The 20,105-nt window shown below is 61.4% G+C and carries 16 protein-coding genes and 1 other annotated feature; of the genes, 3 read left to right on the plus strand and 13 right to left on the minus strand.

Annotation, left to right across the window (positions count from 1 at the left end):
• Positions 1-5: 5 nt before the first annotated feature.
• Entirely contained in the window at positions 6-1,163 is a 1,158-nt protein-coding gene (locus J9788_RS13045) for an MFS transporter (RefSeq protein WP_182265008.1), read from the minus strand.
• Between the two features lie 99 nt (positions 1,164-1,262).
• Here J9788_RS13045 and J9788_RS13050 point away from each other — a divergent pair, with 99 nt between their 5' ends.
• A complete protein-coding gene (locus J9788_RS13050; RefSeq protein ID WP_046897491.1) occupies positions 1,263-2,030 on the plus strand; it encodes a helix-turn-helix domain-containing protein in 768 nt (255 codons plus the stop codon).
• Between the two features lie 107 nt (positions 2,031-2,137).
• Here J9788_RS13050 and ushA read toward each other — a convergent pair whose 3' ends face one another.
• A complete protein-coding gene (gene ushA / locus J9788_RS13055; RefSeq protein WP_182265009.1) occupies positions 2,138-3,790 on the minus strand; it encodes a bifunctional UDP-sugar hydrolase/5'-nucleotidase UshA in 1,653 nt (550 codons plus the stop codon).
• Between the two features lie 178 nt (positions 3,791-3,968).
• Here ushA and J9788_RS13060 point away from each other — a divergent pair, with 178 nt between their 5' ends.
• On the plus strand, positions 3,969-5,189 hold the full coding sequence (locus J9788_RS13060; RefSeq protein ID WP_046897493.1) for an MFS transporter: 1,221 nt from the start codon (positions 3,969-3,971) through the stop codon (positions 5,187-5,189).
• A 245-nt stretch (positions 5,190-5,434) separates the two neighbouring features.
• Entirely contained in the window at positions 5,435-7,126 is a 1,692-nt protein-coding gene (ybaL, locus tag J9788_RS13065) for a YbaL family putative K(+) efflux transporter (RefSeq protein WP_004940247.1), read from the plus strand.
• Between the two features lie 54 nt (positions 7,127-7,180).
• Here ybaL and J9788_RS13070 read toward each other — a convergent pair whose 3' ends face one another.
• The 11 genes from J9788_RS13070 to apt form a co-directional block, all read right to left on the minus strand.
• Positions 7,181-8,485 (minus strand): inosine/guanosine kinase, encoded by a 1,305-nt coding sequence (locus J9788_RS13070; protein ID WP_046897494.1) that lies wholly within the window; start codon positions 8,483-8,485, stop codon positions 7,181-7,183.
• Positions 8,486-8,575: 90 nt separating this feature from the next.
• Positions 8,576-9,538, minus strand: coding sequence for a ferrochelatase (gene hemH, locus J9788_RS13075; protein ID WP_046897495.1), 963 nt, complete (start codon positions 9,536-9,538; stop codon positions 8,576-8,578).
• Positions 9,539-9,657: 119 nt separating this feature from the next.
• On the minus strand, positions 9,658-10,821 hold the full coding sequence (locus J9788_RS13080; protein ID WP_182265010.1) for a glycerate kinase: 1,164 nt from the start codon (positions 10,819-10,821) through the stop codon (positions 9,658-9,660).
• Between the two features lie 9 nt (positions 10,822-10,830).
• Positions 10,831-12,096, minus strand: a complete 1,266-nt coding sequence (locus tag J9788_RS13085; RefSeq protein ID WP_016928831.1) for a GntP family permease — start codon at positions 12,094-12,096, stop codon at positions 10,831-10,833.
• A 119-nt stretch (positions 12,097-12,215) separates the two neighbouring features.
• Positions 12,216-13,349, minus strand: a complete 1,134-nt coding sequence (locus tag J9788_RS13090; protein ID WP_182265011.1) for a sugar diacid recognition domain-containing protein — start codon at positions 13,347-13,349, stop codon at positions 12,216-12,218.
• A gap of 165 nt (positions 13,350-13,514) precedes the next feature.
• A complete protein-coding gene (adk, locus tag J9788_RS13095; RefSeq protein ID WP_004940261.1) occupies positions 13,515-14,159 on the minus strand; it encodes an adenylate kinase in 645 nt (214 codons plus the stop codon).
• A 202-nt stretch (positions 14,160-14,361) separates the two neighbouring features.
• Positions 14,362-16,227, minus strand: coding sequence for a molecular chaperone HtpG (gene htpG, locus J9788_RS13100; protein WP_046897498.1), 1,866 nt, complete (start codon positions 16,225-16,227; stop codon positions 14,362-14,364).
• A gap of 140 nt (positions 16,228-16,367) precedes the next feature.
• Positions 16,368-16,973, minus strand: coding sequence for a recombination mediator RecR (recR, locus tag J9788_RS13105; protein ID WP_046897499.1), 606 nt, complete (start codon positions 16,971-16,973; stop codon positions 16,368-16,370).
• A complete protein-coding gene (locus J9788_RS13110; RefSeq protein ID WP_004940264.1) occupies positions 16,973-17,302 on the minus strand; it encodes a YbaB/EbfC family nucleoid-associated protein in 330 nt (109 codons plus the stop codon). The genes recR and J9788_RS13110 overlap by 1 nt, the downstream gene beginning before the upstream one ends.
• A 41-nt stretch (positions 17,303-17,343) precedes the next feature.
• Positions 17,344-19,302, minus strand: coding sequence for a DNA polymerase III subunit gamma/tau (dnaX, locus tag J9788_RS13115; protein ID WP_046897500.1), 1,959 nt, complete (start codon positions 19,300-19,302; stop codon positions 17,344-17,346).
• Positions 17,947-18,011, minus strand: a sequence feature (DnaX frameshifting element). It overlaps the preceding gene by 65 nt.
• A 92-nt stretch (positions 19,303-19,394) precedes the next feature.
• Positions 19,395-19,946, minus strand: coding sequence for an adenine phosphoribosyltransferase (apt, locus tag J9788_RS13120; RefSeq protein WP_019454166.1), 552 nt, complete (start codon positions 19,944-19,946; stop codon positions 19,395-19,397).
• Between the last annotated feature and the right edge of the window lie 159 nt (positions 19,947-20,105).

The raw sequence follows: 20,105 nt of genomic DNA on the forward strand, positions 1-20,105 counted from the left end.
ATCATTCAGATACGCTCAGACATCGCCAAACGACGCTCATTGTGCACCACCCGCCACGCCAACAGCAGCGCGCCAAGGCTGCAGAGCGACAGCACGGCGCCCAGGTGCTGCGACAACCCGGCCAGCACCAGGCCACCGCCGAGCATCAGGTAATACATCAGGCCAAGGATGGCGCCGGCGGTGCCCATGCAGTCTTTATAATGGCGCAGCGCGCGCGCCAAAATATTGGGAATGGCAATGCCGTACGCCATCACCACCAGCATCATCGGCAGAACGAACCACAAGGTCCCTTCCAGCAGCAGTACCAGCAGGCCGCCGGTCAGCGATAATCCGCAGGCCAGCATCAACAGCGCGGGGAACAGCCAGTGCTTGCCGCTCAAAAACGTGTTGATCGCCGCGCCGATACCCACCCCGGCCGCCAACACCAAACCGGTATAACCGAACCACTGTGCCGGCAGCGCCAACGCCGAGAAGTGGAATGGCGCCAGCTGGTAATAGCTGAACATGCAAATATTGAACAACGCCACCAACAGCGCGCTGAGCCAAATATCCCCGTCCTTGACCATCCGTCCCAGCGTGCCGAAAAATGAATTCTTCACCACCTGTTGCGGACGCGTCTCCGGCAGTTGCCAACCGGCATAGCCCAGCAACAGCGCCGCCAACAGCGCCAAACCGCCGAACACCCCCTGATAGCCCCAATAGTGAGTCAGCACTGCGCCGCTCAACACGCCAACCGCTGGGCTGATCGCCATGGCGATCCCCATCACCGAGAATACCCGCGCCAATTTATAACCGTCGAAGCGATCGCGAATCGCCGTTTGCGTCCCGACCGAACCGACCGCTGCGCCAAAGGCGGCCAGCACCCGCGCGACCAGCAGCACGCTGAAGCTGCCGCTGAACAGCGCAACGAGGGAAGCCAGCAGATAGAGCGTCAGCCCGGCCAAAATGGTGGGACGGCGTCCGATGACGTCGCACATCCGCCCCCATACCACCACGCCCAGCGCAAAGGCGAAAAAGTAACAAGAGAGCGTTTGCGCCGCCATTTCTGCACTGACCCGGAAACCGTGCGCAATATGCGTCAATGCCGGGCTGTAGATGGTCTCCACCACCTGGGGAAACATCATCATCGACGTCGCCAACGTCAGCGTCAGTTTACGTTGCATAACAGATCCTGTAGCCAAGAATAGGCTGCACAAGGTAGCATCTGGTCTCAGTGACGATTACAATATAAAAGACGAAAAATTTACAAAATCGGACAAACTATGGCGTGGCTTCAGGCGCAGGACAGTTTTAATCCGGATACGCTCGACAACAGCGTACTCGGGATCGCCGCCGAACTGGCGCAGCACGACTCGGGCACGCATTGGCATGACAGGGGGCAGTTGCTGTTCTGTCAGCAAGGCAGCATGCGCATCACGCTCAACCAAAGCATCTGTATGCTGCCGCCGGGCAGAGTCGCCTGGATCCCGCCGCAGGTGGCTCACCGCGTTCAGGTCAACGGCGTCGTCGGTTACCGTTCGCTTTATCTCGACGCCGATCGCTATGCCTGTCTGCCAGCGCAGCTTGCCGTACTGACAGCCTCGCCGCTGCTGCGCGAGGTGTTGGAGCGCATCGCGTTCGCCGCCTTCGACACCGACTGGCAGCATGGGCCTTACGCCAATATTCTGGCGGTCTGCCTGGACGAGATCGCCGCTGCGCCGCGCGAACTGACGCTGCTGCCGCTGCCCAGCGACCGCCGCCTGCGCCATCTGGCCAATCTGGACATGCTTCCGCCGCTGCACGAGCTATCGCGCTATAGCGGCGCTTCCGAGAAAACCATCAGCCGAATTTTCCGCCGTGAAACCGGGCTCGGTTATCAACAGTGGCGTCAGCAATGGCGCCTGATCAAAGCGATAGAGATGCTGGCCGCAGGGCTGAGCCAATCCGACGTCGCCGGTCGGCTGGCGTTTTCCAGCGACAGCGCCTTCGCCACTTTCTTCAAGAATATGGCGGGCAGCCCGCCGAGGGCGTATATGGAGAGAAGAAAGTAAGACGCCGTTTAAAACGGCAACGCTGACAAAAGGCGTTGATGCAGAGGAGAAAAGCGAGGGGGGAACGGCGCCCCCGCGACAAGCGAGAGCGCCGTTCCGCGACGCCTCTAGCGATAGACGATTTCGCCCTTCGGCTCGTACGCCGCCGCGTCCAGCGGCGAGTGTTTCTCGATGTACTGCTTCAGCACTTCGGCATCGATAAAGCCGGTGTTGACGTAGCTCGGCAGCCCGTCCAGCTTCGGATAGCCGTCGCCGCCCAGCGCGTTGAAGTTCAGCGTCGCCATGCGGTAAGTTTTATCCGCCTGCAGCGGCTGGCCGTTGATCTTCACCTCGCTGACGCCCTTGCCGTCCGCCACCAGGCTGACATTGGCGAACTGGGCGTAGGCGCCGGAATCCGGCTTCATGTTGGCCACCACCGCCAGATACTGTTCAACCTCGCGGCCCTTCATATCGACATGCACCAACGTGTTGCCAAACGGCTGCACCTTGAGCACGTTCTTGTAGGTGATATCGCCGCTTTCAATCGAATCGCGCACCCCGCCGCCGCTCATCACGGCGAAGTCGGCGTCGGCGCGCTCCATCTGCGCCGCCAGCATCACCCGCGCCAGGTTGGTCTGCACGAAGCGCACCTTGCTGCGATCGCCTTCAAGCTTGCCGTTGACGCTGCCGATCTTCACGCCCAGCTGCGCCTTGCCCTTATCCTGGAACGGCGTCAGCAGCTTCATCATGGCCGGATCTTCCGCAATCTGCTGGGTGTAGTACACCCGCTCGCTGGTGCCGTCGGCTTTCTCCACCTTCTTCTTCAGGTTCACCGGGATCAGCTGATAATGCACCAGCTTCAGCTCGCCGTTGCGGAATTCGAAATCGGCGCGCCCGACATATTTGCCCCACTCGTGCGCCTGCACGATCCAGGTGCCGTTCTGACGATCCGGCGAGCATGGCGTGCCCGGTACGTAATCCGCCTGTTTGCGGTTGTCGCCGGCCATGCACACCGGATCCTGCGAGTGGCCGCCGACGATCATGTCGAGATATCCGGCCGGCAGGCTGCGCGCCATCTCTACGTCGCCCGGCGCGTTAGAGCCGTGTTCGCCGTTGTCATAGTGCCCCATGTGAGTGGCGGCGATAATCACGTCCGGCTTCTCGTCCTTGCGCAGTTGCTCCACCACCTGCTTCGCTTCCTGCGCCGGCACGCGGAACTCCATGTCGGTGAAGTACTCCGGGTTGCCTATCTTGGCGGTGTCGTCGGTCGTCAGGCCGATCACGGCAATCTTGATGCCCTGTTTGTCGAACAAGGCGTAAGGCTTGAACAGGCGCTGGCCTGTGCTTTTCTGGTAGATGTTGGCGGACAAGAGCGGGAAGGTCGCCCACTTCTCCTGCTGGCGCAGCACGCTCAACGGGTTGTCGAATTCGTGGTTGCCGATCGCCATCGCGTCGTAACCCACCAGGTTCATGCCGCGGAAGTCCGGCTCGGCGTCCTGCAGATCCGATTCCGGCACGCCGGTGTTGATATCGCCGCCGGACAGCAACAGCAGGCTGCCGCCCTGCGCCGCCACTTCGCGGCGAATGCCGTCCACCAGCGTTTTCTGCGCGCCCAGACCGTATTCGCCATGATCGTTCTGCCAGAAGTGACCGTGATGATCGTTGGTATGCAGAATGGTGATGGCGTAGGTCTTATCCTTTTCCCAGGCACTGGCGGCCCCCGACAGCAGCGTCAGGGATACGGCCAACGCGCATGCGGTGGTTTTCAGCGAAAAACGCATGGCGGATCTCCGTGTATTAAATGGCTTTTATGATGAGGCCGAAATTGTAGCGCGAATTAATGACAGCTGATTTCAATTTTTTGCGATGTGAGTCTGATTATTTCAGATATGGTAAAAATTGAACGCCCTGCCTAAGATGTCATCTCTGTGCTCAACAACTTATCAGGCTAATAATAATATGACCGACAGTAGCCAAAGCGCGATGCCGCCCGCCAAGGGCAGTACGGTAAAGAGGACCGCTTTCTCCATCCTCGGCGCCATCAGCGTGTCTCACCTGCTCAACGATATGATCCAGTCGCTGATCCTGGCGATTTACCCGATCCTGCAAGCCGATTTCCACCTCAGCTTCGTACAGATCGGTATGATCACCCTGACCTATCAGCTAACGGCTTCCCTGCTGCAACCGCTGATCGGCTATTACACCGATAAACACCCGCAGCCTTACTCACTGCCGATCGGCATGGGCTTTACCCTGTCCGGCCTGCTGCTGCTGTCGGTGGCGAGCACCTTCCCGCTGGTGCTGCTGGCGGCGGCGCTGGTGGGCACCGGCTCATCGGTATTCCACCCGGAATCCTCGCGCGTGGCGCGCATGGCCTCCGGCGGGCGGCACGGCCTGGCGCAGTCGCTGTTCCAGGTGGGCGGCAACTTCGGCAGCTCGCTCGGCCCGCTGCTGGCGGCGCTGATCATCGCGCCTTACGGCAAAGGCAACGTCGCCTGGTTCTCACTGGCGGCGCTGCTGGCGATCGTGGTGTTGCTGCAGGTCAGTAAGTGGTACCAACATCAACATCGGGCGGCGAAAGGGCAGCCGAAAAGCCCCGCAATGCTGAAACCGCTGCCAAAACGTACCGTCGCCTACTCGCTGGGAATTCTGCTTGTGCTGATTTTCTCTAAATACTTCTATCTGGCCAGCATCAGCAGCTATTACACCTTTTATCTGATACATAAGTTCGGCGTTTCGGTGCAGAATGCGCAAATTCACCTGTTCGCCTTCCTGTTCGCGGTGGCCGCCGGCACCATCATCGGCGGGCCTCTTGGCGACAAGATAGGGCGTAAATACGTGATTTGGGGCTCAATCCTTGGCGCAGCGCCATTTACGCTTATTTTACCCCATGCATCCCTGTACTGGACCGGCATTTTGACGGTGATCATCGGGGTTATTCTCGCCTCCGCATTCTCCGCCATCCTGGTCTACGCACAGGAGCTAATCCCCGGTAAAGTCGGCATGGTTTCCGGTTTATTCTTCGGTTTTGCTTTCGGTATGGGCGGGTTAGGCGCGGCAGTTCTTGGTTATGTCGCGGATTTGACCAGTATCGAGCTAGTCTACCAAATCTGTGCTTTCCTGCCGCTTATCGGCATTATTACCGCGCTACTGCCCAATATGGAGCATAAACCGCAATAACCCCGCGAACTACCCGGATGAAAGTATTTATTCATCCGGGTTATCCTACGGATAAATCAATGTTATTTGGTTTATCTGGCACAAAACCCCCTCATTGACGCACCTTAAGCGAAATCCTCTGCTTTTTTACAAAAAAGGCCAAATTAGCCAAGCAAGCCGCGAACAAATGCAATAAACTAAATGTATCTTTTCGTAACTTTGTTGCGTTTCTCCCGTGCCGCGATGCATAGCCAGAAGGAGTATGGATGCATAATTCAACACCGCTCATCACCACCATCGTCGGAGGGTTAGTACTCGCCTTCCTCCTCGGTATGCTGGCTAACCGCCTGCGCATCTCCCCTCTGGTGGGGTATCTGGCCGCAGGGGTGCTCGCCGGCCCGTTCACCCCCGGTTTCGTCGCCGACACCTCACTGGCGCCGGAACTGGCGGAAATCGGCGTTATCCTGTTGATGTTCGGTGTTGGCCTGCACTTCTCTTTGAAAGACCTCCTCGCAGTAAAATCTATCGCCATACCCGGCGCCGTGGCGCAGATAGCCGTCGCTACCCTGCTCGGCATGGGGCTGTCCAAGCTGCTCGGCTGGGATCTGATCTCCGGCCTGGTGTTCGGCCTCTGCCTCTCCACCGCCAGCACCGTGGTGCTGTTGCGCGCGCTGGAGGAGAGGCAATTGATCGACAGCCAGCGCGGGCAAATCGCCATCGGCTGGCTGATCGTCGAAGATTTGGCGATGGTGCTGACGCTGGTGCTGCTGCCGGCCTTCGGCAATATGCTGGGCAATGACAACGCCAGCAGCAGCCAGTTGCTGATGGAGCTGGCGCTGACCATCGGTAAAGTCATCGCCTTCATCGCGCTGATGATCGTGGTCGGCCGCCGCCTGGTGCCGTGGATCCTGTCGAAAACCGCCAGCACCGGCTCGCGCGAGCTGTTCACCCTGGCGGTATTGGCGCTGGCGCTCGGCATCGCCTACGGCGCGGTGAAGCTGTTCGACGTTTCCTTCGCGCTGGGCGCCTTCTTCGCCGGCATGGTGCTGAACGAGTCCGAACTGAGCCACCGCGCGGCGCACGACACCCTGCCGCTGCGCGACGCGTTCGCGGTGCTGTTCTTCGTCTCGGTCGGCATGCTGTTCGATCCGATGATCGTGATTAACGAACCGCTGGCGGTGCTGGCGACGCTGGCGATCATCGTGTTCGGCAAATCCGCCGCCGCGTTCCTGCTGGTGAAAATGTTCGGTCACTCCAAGCGCACCGCGCTGACCATTTCCGCCAGCCTGGCGCAGATCGGCGAGTTCGCCTTTATTTTGGCGGGCCTCGGCATCGCGCTCGGCATGATGTCGGAGCACGGCCGCAATCTGGTGCTGGCCGGCGCCATTCTGTCCATCATGCTCAACCCGCTGTTGTTCACCCTGCTGGAACGCTATCTGGCCAAAACCGAAACCATCGAAGAGCAAATCCTCGAAGAGGCGGTGGAAGAAGAGAAACAGATCCCGGTGGATATGTGCAATCACGCGCTTGTGGTCGGCTACGGCCGCGTCGGCAGCCTGCTGGGCGGCAAACTGGCCGAAGCGGGCATCCCGCTGGTGGTGATCGAGAACTCCCGCCCGCGGGTGGAAGCGCTGCGCGAGCAGGGCATCAAAACAGTGCTGGGCAACGCCGCCAATCCGGAAGTGATGGATCTGGCGCGGCTCGACTGCGCACGCTGGCTGCTGCTGACCATCCCGAACGGCTATGAGGCCGGCGAGATCGTCGCCTCGGCGCGCGCCAAGCGCCCGAACATCGAGATCATCGCCCGCGCCCACTACGACGACGAGGTGGCCTACATCACCGATCGCGGCGCCAATCAGGTGGTGATGGGCGAACGGGAGATCGCCAACAGCATGCTGAACATCCTGCAGCTGGATACCCTGAGCGAAGAAGAAAAAATGGGGGGCTGCCCGATCTGAGGCACCGCGCATAAAAAAAGGTCCGGCATGCCGGACCTTTTCTTTTTCAGCGGGTTAACGTTCCCAGTAGGACTCTTCCAGACTGTCTTCGCGCTCCGGCAGGCCGCGCGTGAGGCGCGGCGAATGCTGGTTCAGCACCTGGTAGCTGACGCGGTTGGCGTATTTGCACACCTGCGCCAATGAGGAGTAGGTCAGATAACTGCGCACGTGCTTGCTCGAGTTCGGCACGTTGTGGCGGTGATAACCGTTGGCGGCGATATCGTGCAGCAACGCCGACAGCGCGCCGTCGCCGGCGCCGTTGGTGTTCATGATCCTCTCCGGCCCGCCCATATACGGCGCTATGTGCGAATAAACGCGCAGCGGATTTTCACAGTGCTCGCGGCGCATGGCGCGGCTGAACTCGTAGCGGTTGAACTCGGCGATATGCCCCGGCAGCAGCGGGTGCTGGGTCTGGCGTTTGTTGGCTTCTTCGGTGTAGCCCGCCATATACAGGCCGTTCGGCCCGGCGGTGCACAACACCAGATCCACCCAGTCCAGCGCCATGTCCGAGGCGGTGAGCGGATCGCTCAGCCCGGTCAGCTCCAGCGCTTCGTCTTCGTTCATCGCCAGAATCGACACGTTTTCCTTCAAAAAGTCACGCCACCACTGCGGGTTGTCGGCGATCACGTACTTGGTGCCCAGGGTCAGCACCACCGGCACATCGTGTTTTTTGGCGTATTCGATCGCCTGCAGGGTGGCGGCCTTCATCGGCTCGCCCTCCTTGCAGCGCACCAGATAAGAGCTCAACACCAGCGCCGACGCGCCGGCGATCACCTCTTCCGGAATGCTTTCCGGGCGCAGCTGATTCATCTGGCCGGGGTTGATGGCGAAGGTGCGCTCGCCGCTTTCGCCGATCAGCGTGAAGCAGCGGCCGATGGCGCCGTCTACGCCCTGCAGATAGTTAAGATCGGTACGGCTGGAGGTATTGCACAGGTAACGGTAGGCGTAGCTGCCGATTTTCACGTTGCTGCACATCACGCCGAGCAGCACCGAACGGTCGTCCGCCAGCACCGAATAGTTGTGCATGGTATTGCCGATGGTGCCGCCGGCGAACTGATGGGTGACCAGATTATTTTCGTTCAGTTCCTGATACAGCGCCTCGGCGACGTCGTCTTCGATCACCAGAGAGTGGCCCAGGCTCAGGCCGTAGCGCTGGACAAAAGCGTCGTCCACTTTCGCCTCGATATCCACCAGCGTCTGGTCGATGCCGACGATATACGAGGTGCTGATTTCACTTTCGGGCTGGGCCTGCTGCAGAAGCGGATCGCGGGCGCTCACCGGGAAATAGTGTTTGGACTTGCGTTTACCAGGAAATTTCATGTGATTGGTGGTGGTGGCGGTTTAACAAGCGGAGAATGTTAACACATCCCCGCCCGATCATGATGCATCTAATAGACAGATTATGAATGATTACAGACGCTGCGCCACCAACTGCTGCATCATATCGATATGCGCCGGTTCATCGTTCAGCGCAGAGATGTACTCAAACTTCTCGCCGCCGGCCTTGAGGAAGATCTCCCGGTTCTGCTCTTTAATCTCTTCCAGCGTTTCCAGGCAGTCCGCCGAAAAACCGGGGCAGATCAGCTGAATGTGCTTCACGCCCTGCGCCGGCAGCCCTTTTAGGGTCTCATCGGTATACGGCGTCAGCCACGGCTCACGGCCGAAGCGCGATTGGTAGGTCATCATCACCCGCTCCGGCGCCAGCGGCAGCGCGGCGCTCAGCGCTCGCAGCGTATCCTCGCAGCGCTGCGGGTAGTCGTCGCCCAGACGCGCATAGCGCTTGGGGATGCCGTGGAATGACAGCACCAAACGGTCCGGCTGGCCGTGTTCGGCGAATGAACGCTCCACGCTTTGCTGCAGCGCGGCGATATAGGCCGGGTGTTCGGCATAGTCGCGAATGAAAGCCACCGACGGCAAGCGGCGATAGCCTTTCAGCACCCGGGCTACGCCGTCCCATACCGCCGCGCTGGTGGAACAGGAATATTGCGGATAGAGCGGCAGCACCACCAGGTTGGTCACGCCCTGCGCCAGCAGCTTGTCGATGGCTTCCGCCAGGCTCGGCGAGCCGTAGCTCATCCCCAGCTCCACCGGCGTATTCGGCATGCGCGCCGCCAGCGCCCGCTGTTGGCGGCGGCTGTACACCAGCAGCGGCGAGCCTTCTTCCATCCACACCGACTGATAGAGTTTCGCCACGCGCGGCGAGCGGATCGGCAGGATCGCGCCGTTGAGGATCGGCCACCAGATCAGCGGCGCCGTATCGACCACGCGATCGTCACTGAGGAATTCCTTCAGATAGCGTTTGACCGCCGACGAGGTCGGCGCATCTGGCGTGCCCAGGTTCACCAGCAATACGCCGTGTTTCTCTTGCTTCATCTCAGTTCCCCTCATTTCCTTTCCGGCCGGCATTCCGTTCTGGGTCGGGATGTCAGCAGCCATTAATGCCGGCTATTGTAACGGAAAAGTCCTGCGTCGAAACCGATAACAGCAACAGGCTATGCCTGTGGGCCTCTTCCTTGCGCCAGCTGCCATACCGCCGCCACGTTGCGCGCCGTCACCTGCAGATTGCGATCGGCGCCCGCCAACGCCTCTTCCAGCGTCACGATGCGATCGAGCACCGAAAACGCCGCATCGATGCCGTGCTGATGCACCACCTGATAATCCGGCGTCAGGCTGCCGGCGATGGCGATCACCGGCACGCCGTGACGCTTGGCCACCCGCGCCACGCCGATCGGCGTTTTACCGTGGACAGACTGGCTGTCCAGCCGCCCTTCGCCGGTGATCACCAAGTCGGCATCGCGCACCGCCTCATCCAGGCGCAGGGTTTCGGTGACGATCTCGATGCCCGGCCGCAAGCGCGCGTCGAGCATGCCAAGCAGCGCCGCCCCCATGCCGCCCGCCGCCCCCGCGCCCGGCTGGGTGAGCACGGCGCGGCCGGTTTCCCGCTCCAGCAGTTCGCCATAGTGATGCAACGCCGCATCGAGCTGCGCCACCATCTCCGGCGTTGCCCCCTTCTGCGGCCCGAACACCGCCGACGCGCCCTTTTCGCCGCACAGCGGATTATCGACGTCGCAGGCGGCGGTCACGCTCACCCGTTGCCAACGTGCGTCCAGCCCGGCGAGATCGAGATGCGCCAACTGCGCCAGCGCCGCCCCGCCCACCGGCAGCGGCCGGCGATCCCGATCCAGCAGTTTGACGCCCAGCGCCTGCATCATCCCGGCGCCACCGTCGTTCGTGGCGCTGCCGCCGATGCCGAGGATGATCGCCTTCACGCCGCGCTCTAACGCCGCCAACATCAGTTCGCCGGTGCCGTAACTGGTGGTGATGCGCGGATCGCGCCGGTTGGGCGGCGCCAAGTGCAGCCCGGAGGCGGCGGCCATTTCAATCACCGCGGTTTCACCGTCGCCCAGCAGGCCATAAAATCCCTGCACCGGCTCGCCCAGCGGCCCGGTAACCGTCACCTGAACGATTTCGCCGCCGGTGGCCGCCACCATCGACTCCACCGTGCCTTCACCGCCATCCGCCATCGGCAACTTCACATAGTGCGCCTGCGGATAGATTTGGCGGAATCCCCGCTCGATAGCGTCGGCGACGCCGAGCGCGCTCAGGCTCTCTTTGAAAGAATCCGGGGCAATAACCACTTTTTTCAGCGTTTTCATCACAGTTCCTTATCCCGCCAGGTTAAATACGCCAAACATCAGCGCCGAGATTGCCGCGATGGTGAACCCCACCAGCGTCTCATACGGCAGCAGCTTCAGCCGCTCGTGCACCGCCATATTGACGCTGCCGCCGGTGGCGTGGAAGAAACTGCCATGCGGCAGGTGATCCAGCACCGTAGCGCCCGCATGGATCATCGCCGCGCCGGCCAATCCGCTCACCCCCAGCTCCAGCAGCGTGGAGCTGAACACCCCGGAGGCGACGGCGGTGCCGGCGGTGGTCGAGGCGGTCGCCATCGACATCAGCGCGCCGGACAGCGGCGCCAACAGCCAGGCCGGCAGCCCGGTATGCGTCAAACCGTTAATCAAGACATCCTTCAGCGCCGAGTTGGCGATGATGCCCGCCAGCGTACCGGTGCCGAGCAGCATGATCGCCACTGGCGCCATGCGCGACAGGCCGGAGACCATAAACTGATTGCACTGGCGAATGCGCCCCATCAACAGCGCGCCCGCCAAACCGCCGGCCGGCAACGCGATCAGCGGATCGACGGCGATCCCGGCGATCGGCCGTAGCGACAGCAGCAGGATCGCCACCAGCGGCGCGCTGATCGCCGCGGCAAAGCCCGGCCGCGCGCCCTCGGCATGCTGAGTCAACTCTTCGGCCATCACCCTGCTGCCTTTATCGCTCAGGCGGCGCGCCAGCAGATAGGCCACCACCAGGCCGCACAGCCCCGGCACGATGCCGGCCATCATCACCGAAGTGAGCGGCACGTGGAAGTTGTCCGCCGCCGCGATGGTGTTCGGATTAGGCGACATCACATTGCCGGCCTTGCCGCCGCCGATCATCGCCAACAGGATCGCCGCGCGTGAAATGCCGGCCTTCTGGGCGATCGACAGCGCGATCGGCGCGACGGTGATCACCGCCACGTCGATAAACACCCCCACCGCCGTCAGGATCAGTGTAGCCACCGCCAGCGCCAGCAGCGCGCGGGTTTCGCCCACCTTGCGCACGATGGTTTCGGCGATGGTGTGTGCCGCGCCGGATTCGATCAGCACCCCGGCCAATACCCCCGCCGCCAGAATACGCATCACGGCGTTGGTGATGCCCTGCGCCCCGCCGATCATCAGCGTCACGGTCTGCACCAGATCGGCGCCGCCGCACAGCCCGCCCGCCAGCGCGCCGGCAATCATGCCGTAAGCCGGCGGAACCTTGCGTAAAATCAGGACGATGGCGACGGCTAACGCCACCAACGCCCCCAGAGTGGATACGGTTGTCATTGTTGTTCTCTCCGTGGTTGATGTGCAGGCCAACATATCCCGCGCGCCCGGCGTTGGCCTGAGGGGAAACAACAAAAAATCGCCGAAGGAACGGCGCGGAATTTGTGGGTTGGCACAACTCAGTCGTGCATCAGCATGCCGATATACAACCGCAGAGCGTCGGTTAATTGATTGATTTTCATGCCGGTTATCGCTTCGATGCGCTGCAGGCGATAGCGCAGGGTATTGACGTGAATATGCAGCTGCGCGGCGGTCTGCGTCTGATCACAATTCTGCGAAAAATAGTGGCGCAGCGTGGCGCGCAGCACGCCTTTTTCATCCTGTTCGCCCAGCGTCCGCCAGGGGCGCCCCAGCTCTTGCGCTCGCCAGTCCTCCCCGAGATCGCACAGCAGCGACGGCAGCGGATAGTCGTGGTAGAACAGCGTGGCGTGGCGCAATTTCAGGCGCTGCGCCATCGCCTGGGTGGCGCGCGCGGTCAGGCTGGAGCGGTAGGCGCTTTGCGGATCATCATAAAAACCGCCGACGATCAGCCGCACCCGAAAGCGGTGCTTGAGCTGGTTTTGCAGACGCTGCGCCTGTTGGCGCTCCAGCTTCAGGCTCCACTCGCCTTGCGCCATGCTGGCCGGGCGCAGCAGGGTCATTTCATTGAAGCCGGTAATGGCGATCAACGCATCGCGCTGGGTGGCCTCCAGCTCAGCCAGCAGTTCGCGCAGCAGGTGCGGCTGCGCCTCTTGCAGCTCGACGATCCACACGATGCGCGCCTGGCGCAGATCCAATCCCAGATACGCCGCCATCGCTTCCAGCGACGCCGTGTTCGGCTGCGGCTGCAACAGCTGATTCGCCAGCTCTTCCCGGTAGCGTTTTTCCCACTGGTGCTGATCCAGCAGCGCCGCCTGCTCCACCATCATCTCCGCCGCCATCTTGACCAGCTCGGCGTAAGCGCGCACCTCGGCCGGCTCGCCGGAAATGCCGATCACTCCTACCCGCTGATTGCGAAAGCTGAACGGCAGGTTGATGCCGGGCCGCACGCCCTTCAGGTGTTCGGCGGTGGCGCGGTCGATCTCCACCACCCGATTCTCCGCCAGCGCCAGCACCGCGCCTTCATGACGCTGGAACAGACGCTGCGGGTTGCCGGAAGCGATGATCACGCCGTTGCTGTCCATCACGTTGACGGAATGGCTGATGATGCCCATCGCCCGCTGGACGATCTGGCGCGCGGTGGCTTCCGCCAGAAGAGTGGTTTGTCTGAGCATGCCGGCTCCCTGCTGAGGATGAAAACGCAGGCTTGTTATACGCCATTTGGCGCGGGCGATTAACGATCACGGCCGCAACAAGCCGCCGCGATCACAATTTAACGGGAAAACGGCAAAAAAAAACGCCGGGCCACAGGCCCGGCGTCATGCACAGCCAGCTTGCTATCAACCGAGGATGGTCGCCAGCTCTGCGCTCACTTCGGCCACCTTGCGGGTGCCGTCGATTTTGCGGTATTGGGTGTTGCCCGCTGCCGCTTCTTTGCTGTAGTAAGAGATCAGCGGCGCGGTCATCTGATGGTATTCCACCAGGCGCTTGCGCACGGTCTCTTCCTGATCGTCCTTGCGCGTGGTCAGCTCTTCGCCGGTCACGTCGTCTTTGCCTTCCACCTGCGGCGGATTGAACTTCACGTGGTATACGCGGCCGGACGGCGCGTGCACGCGGCGGCCAACGATGCGGTCAACGATCAGCTCGTCCGGCACGTCGAACTCCAGCACGAAGTCCACGTTGATGCCGGCTTCTTTCATCGCGTCAGCCTGCGGAATGGTGCGCGGGAAGCCGTCCAACAGGAAGCCCTTGCGGCAATCTTCCTGAGCGATGCGCTCTTTGACCAGCGCGATCACCAGCTCATCGGTCACCAGCTTGCCGGCGTCCATGATCTCTTTCGCCTGCTTGCCCAGTTCACTGCCGGCCTTCACGGCTGCGCGCAACATATCACCGGTGGAGATTTGCGGAATGCCGTATTTCTCCATGATGAATTGAGCCTGAGTACCTTTACCAGCGCCCGGAGCGCCCAGCAGAATGATACGCATTGCGTAAATCCCCTTGCTATGTAGTTTTTATAAAATTGCGAAAACGCTCAACGATACCATTTCAGGGGGGGCAGGCTCAAGGCGCGCGAAGGAAATCGATTGCGGAATGTGCAAAAAAACAGACGAACAAAAGGCGAGAAAATGCGGGGAAAAAACGAAAACGCGCCCCTAACGGTGCCGTTAAGGGCGCATATCTTCAACTTTAGGCGGACAATAACTTATTCATGCGACGGATGAACAGGTTCGGATCCTCCAGCGTACCGCGTTCAGCCAGCAGCGCCTGATCCAAAAGCAGGTCGATCCATTCGGCGAAATGTTCGTTATCGCCCACGTCGGATGCGCGTTTGACCAACGCATGCTCAGGATTAAGCTCGAAAATGTACTTCACTTCCGGCGCCTGTTGACCGGCGGCGGCGAACAGCTTGGCCATCTGGGTGCTCATTTCGTCGGCGTCGGTCACCACGATCGCCGGCGTATCGGTCAGGCGGTGCGTCAGGCGCACATCCTTCACGCGATCGCCCAGCAGGGTTTTCACGCGTTCGATGAACGGTTCCAACTGCTTCTCGGCGGCCTTCTGCTCTTCGGTTTCATCCGCCAGTTTATCCAGCGTTTCATCCGCCTTGCTGACCGACTGGAACGGCTTGCCGTCGAATTCGGTCAGGTAGCTCATCATCCACTCGTCGATGCGATCGGACAACAGCAGCACTTCAATGCCTTTCTTGCGGAACAGCTCCAGATGCGGGCTGCTCTTGGCGGCGGCGTAGCTGTCGGCGGTGATGTAGTAAATCTTTTCCTGCCCTTCCGCCATGCGGCCGACGTACTCTTCCAGCGACACGGTCTGCGCCGAGCTGTCGCCGTGGGTGGTGGCGAAGCGCAGCAGTTTGGCGATCGCTTCCTGGTTGCCGTTGTCTTCCGCCGGGCCCTCTTTCAGCACCAGACCGAACTGTTGCCAGAATTTCTGGTAGCCTTCGGCGTCGTCTTTGGCCAGCTTATCCAGCATCTGCAACACGCGCTTGGTCAACGCGCCGCGCAGGTTCTGCGTCACGCGGCTGTCTTGCAGGATCTCGCGCGATACGTTCAGCGGCAGATCGTTGGAATCGATCAAGCCGCGCACGAAGCGCAGATAGTTCGGCATGAACTGCTCGGCGTCGTCCATGATGAACACGCGCTGCACGTACAGTTTCAGGCCGTGCTTGTGATCGCGGTTCCACATGTCCCACGGCGCCTGCGCCGGGATATACAGCAGGCTGGTATATTCCTGCTTGCCTTCCACCCGATTGTGGCTCCAGCTCAGCGGATCGGTGAAATCGTGGGCGATGTGTTTGTAGAACTCTTTGTACTCTTCGTCGGTCACGTCAGCCTTGCTGCGGGTCCACAGGGCCTGCGCCTTGTTGATCTTCTCCCAGGTGACGGTGCCGTCTTCTTCGTTCTTGCTTTCGATCTCCACCGGCAAGGCGATGTGATCGGAATATTTGCCGATCACCGAGCGCAGGCGCCAGGCGTCGAGGTACTCATCTTCGCCTTCGCGCAGATGCAGGGTGATTTCGGTGCCGCGGGTCTCTTTGGTGATGTCGGCGATGGTGTAGTCGCCTTCACCGGCGGACTCCCAGAACACGCCCTCGTCATCGGCGGCGCCGGCCGCGCGGGTGCGCACGGTCACTTTGTCCGCCACGATGAACGCCGAGTAGAAACCGACGCCGAATTGGCCGATCAGTTGGCTGTCTTTCGCCTGGTCGGAACCGATGGATTCCAGGAACGCTTTAGTGCCCGATTTGGCGATGGTGCCGAGGTTTTCGATCACTTCGTCGCGGCGCATGCCGATGCCGTTGTCGGCAATGGTCAGGGTGCGCTGCTCTTTATCGAAGGACAAACGCACGCGCAGCTCGCCGTCCCCGGCATACAGCTCCGGCGCGGACAGAGCGCGAAAGCGCAGCTTGTCGGCGGCGTCAGAGGCGTTGGAGATCAGCTCGCGCAGAAAAATTTCTTTGTTGGAGTACAGCGAATGGATCATCAAATGAAGCAGCTGTTTTACTTCAGACTGGAACCCGCGGGTTTCTTGACCTTTCATACTCATTGATTACCTCAAAGACAATGGCTACCAAAATCGAACAATGAGGATCAGATGAGGGTCAGGGTCTTGTTTTTCAAGCGGACGGCGGGAAATTTTTGGCAAAATAATGGGGCCGGGCGGCCCCATTCGGGAAAACATCAGAACTTGATGGCGTGGCGCCCCGCCAGCGAATGCGACAGCGTGGTGCCGTCGACCATCTCCAGCTCGCCGCCCACCGGCACGCCGTGGGCGATGCGGCTGGCGAGCACGCCATACTGGCCGCACATCTCGGCGATATAGTTGGCGGTCGCCTCCCCTTCCACCGTCGGGTTGGTGGCGAGGATCACTTCGGTGATGCTTTCCTTTTCCAGCCGTTGCTCCAGGCGATCCAGACCGATATCGCCCGGCCCGATGCCGTCCAGCGGCGACAGATGCCCCATCAGCACAAAGTAGCGCCCGGCGAACTGGCCGGTCTGCTCGATGGCGTGGATATCCGCCGGGCTTTCCACCACGCAAATCTGGCCGTTTTGCTGGCGGCGCGGATTGGCGCAGATGGTGCAGACGTCCTGCTCGGTGAAGGTGCGGCAGTCGACGCAGTGGCCGATCTCCGACATCGCGCGCGTCAACGCCTGCGCCAGGCGCATGCCGCCGCTGCGATCGCGCTGCAGCAGCTGAAACGCCATGCGCTGCGCCGATTTCGGGCCGACGCCCGGCAGGCAGCGCAGCGCCTCCATCAGGGATTCAAGGAGCGGGCTGGTTTGCATCAGAACGGCATCTTGAAGCCAGGCGGCAACTGCATGCCGCTGGAGACGGAGGCCATTTTCTCTTTCTGGGTCTCTTCGATGCGGCGCGCGGCGTCGTTAAACGCAGCGGCGATCAGATCTTCCAGCATCTCTTTGTCGTCTTCCATCAGGCTTGGATCGATTTCCACGCGGCGGCAGTTGTGCGCGCCATTGATGGTGACTTTCACCAGGCCGGCGCCAGATTCGCCGGTCACTTCCAATTTGGCGACTTCTTCCTGCATCTGCTGCATTTTTTCTTGCATTTGCTGGGCTTGCTTCATCAGGTTGCCCAGACCGCCTTTACCAAACATAGTCGTCTCTCGTCGCTAGGGCCGCGCACATCGCGCAGCGTTTAAAGGGGGCGAATACTCTCTTCATCCAGATCCGCGTCGAAAAATCGGCGCAGCGTCTGAATGTTGGTATCCGCTTCGATGGACTGGCGCGCCTGCGCCAGCTTTTCCTCATAGATGGCTTGTCGCCATTCCAGCGGGGTGCGCTCCGCCGGATTATCGTCCTCCACCACGGTCAGCTCGATCGGGCTGCCGTACAGCTCACCGAGCGCGTCGGCCAGCGTCTTCTGCGCCGAAGGCGAATTCAGATGGCGCTGCGAAGACCGCAGATGGAGGCTAATCTTGCCCGGCTCCGGCTGCTGCTTGAAGGCGTTCAACGCCAGCTGCTGCACCAGTTTCGGGATCTTCAGCTTATCGATTTCCGCCGCCCAGGCATCGCGCTCCAGCGACTCCACCACCAGCTTGGCGGCCAGCTCCGGCGTTTTCTCGTGTTCCAACGCCGTGCGCAGCGCTTTCGGCGTCGCCAGCGGTTCCGGCGCCGCCTCGGGCTCGGTCTGCGCGCGCCAACGATAGGCTTCCGGCTTCGCCGGTTTTTCCGGCACCTTCTTCTCCGCCAGGCGCTGCTGGCTACGCTCGGTCACGGAAGCCAAACGCCCCAGCGCCGAGTTTGCCGGCCGCGCTATTCCTGGCGCCGCCGGCTCATTCTTTTTTGGTGTGGATGCTCCCTGCTGCCGTTGCAGCTGGGACCGCGCTTTCAACAGCTGGGCGGTGGCATCCGGTAAAGGGGTCGATGATTGTCGCTGCGGCGCGGCCGGCTGCCCTAGCGGCGGCGGCGCGTCCTGAAACTGCGGCGGCTGTGGCGATGCGGCGGCCTGCGGCTGCGCCATCGGCGCCGGCGCGGTCTGCACCAACGCTACCGGCTCCGGGATCACCGCTTTCGGGTGAAACGCCAGCGCGCGCAGCAGGGTCATCTCAACCCCCATACGGCGATCCGGCGCATAGGCCAGCTCTTTGCGGCCCACCAACAGCGTCTGGTAATAGAGTTGCACATCGGCCGGCGGCAGGGTGCGCGCCAGCTCACGCAGCCGTTGTTCCACGGCGGCGTAGTGGTTGTCGAGCATCGAAGGCAGCAGTTGCACCATCGCAATGCGGTGCAGCAACGCCAGCGTCTCCACCAGCAGGTTTTCCCAATCCACGCCCCGCGAAGCGGCCTGCGCGACCTGCGCCATCACCTTTTCGCCGTCGGCGCTGACCAGCGCTTCGAGGATCGCCAGCGGCTGCTCGTCATCGAGCGTGCCGAGCATCTGGCTGACGGTGGCAGCGGTCACCTGCCCCTGCCCCATGGCGATCGCCTGATCGGTCAGGCTCAGCGCATCGCGCATGCTGCCGTCGGCGGCGCGCGCCAGCAGCTGCAGCGCGCGGGCGTCGCTGGTGATCTGCTCCGCCGTCAGCACCGTTTCCAGCTGCTGGCGGATCTGATCGACGTCCAGCGCTTTGAGGTGAAACTGCAGGCAGCGGGAAAGAATGGTCACCGGCAATTTTTGCGGATCGGTGGTGGCCAACAGGAATTTGACGTGCGGCGGCGGCTCTTCCAGCGTCTTCAGCAACGCGTTGAAGCTGTGGCGCGAGAGCATATGCACTTCATCGATCAGGTAGACCTTGAAGCGGCCGCGCGCCGGCGCATACTGAACGTTGTCCAGCAGATCTCGGGTATCTTCCACCTTGGTTCGGGAAGCGGCGTCGATCTCGATCAGATCGACGAAGCGCCCCTGCTCGATCTCGCGGCAGTTGTCGCATTGGCCGCACGGCGTGGCGGTGATGCCGGTTTCACAGTTCAGGCCTTTGGCCAGCAAGCGGGCGATGGTGGTTTTCCCCACGCCGCGCGTGCCCGAGAACAGATAGGCGTGATGGATCCGCCCCAGCGAGAGGCCGTTGGCCAGCGCGGTCAGGACATGTTCCTGGCCGACCACGTCTGCGAACGTTTGAGGGCGCCACTTACGGGCGAGAACCTGATAGCTCATTAATACCGGAGAAGTCGAGTAATCTGGAGGGTCATGCTAACACAGCCCCGCGGCGATCCGCGAGGCCGTTGTGCCCAAGGGGCGATGCCGCATCAATGACCGGCGAAGTCCACCAGGCAGTAGCAGTCGATGCCCAGCTTGTTCAGACGCGCTTCTCCGCCCAGATCCGGCAGGTTGATGATGAACGCGGCGTCTTTCACTTCACCGCCCAGACGGCGGATCAGTTTGGTGGTCGCTTCAATGGTGCCGCCAGTCGCCAGCAGATCGTCCACCACCAGCACTTTGTCGCCCGCGGTGATGGCGTCGGTGTGAATCTCCAGCTTGTCGGTGCCGTACTCCAGCTCATAGCTTTCGCTGAGCGTGGCGCGCGGCAGTTTGCCCGGTTTGCGCACCGGCACGAAACCGACGCCGAGCGCCAACGCGACGGGCGCGCCGAACAGGAAACCACGCGCTTCGGTACCCACCACCTTGGTCACGCCCGCTTCGCGATAGCGCTCGACCAGCAGCTCGATGCTGGCGGCGTAGGCCAACGGGTTTTCCAGCAGGCTGGTCACGTCGCGGAACAGGATGCCCGGCTTCGGATAATCCGGGATGGTTTTGATACTGTCTTTAATAAACTGAAGCTGCTGCGCAGTAGCGGTCATAATTGTTGCCTGATAAAACTGCCTGAAAACCGGTGCGTCGCTCACCCGCCGCCCCCAGGAGAAACACACCGGAGAAGAAATGGCAGGCGATCCGCGCACGAAAACGCCCAAATCTATGCAAACTGGCGGACAAATGCAACTCTCCCCTGCATCTTTAAA

Origin of the sequence: Serratia sp. X10, assembly GCF_017811775.1 — a bacterium.
In the GTDB taxonomy this organism is placed as follows: Bacteria; Pseudomonadota; Gammaproteobacteria; order Enterobacterales; family Enterobacteriaceae; genus Serratia; species Serratia ureilytica.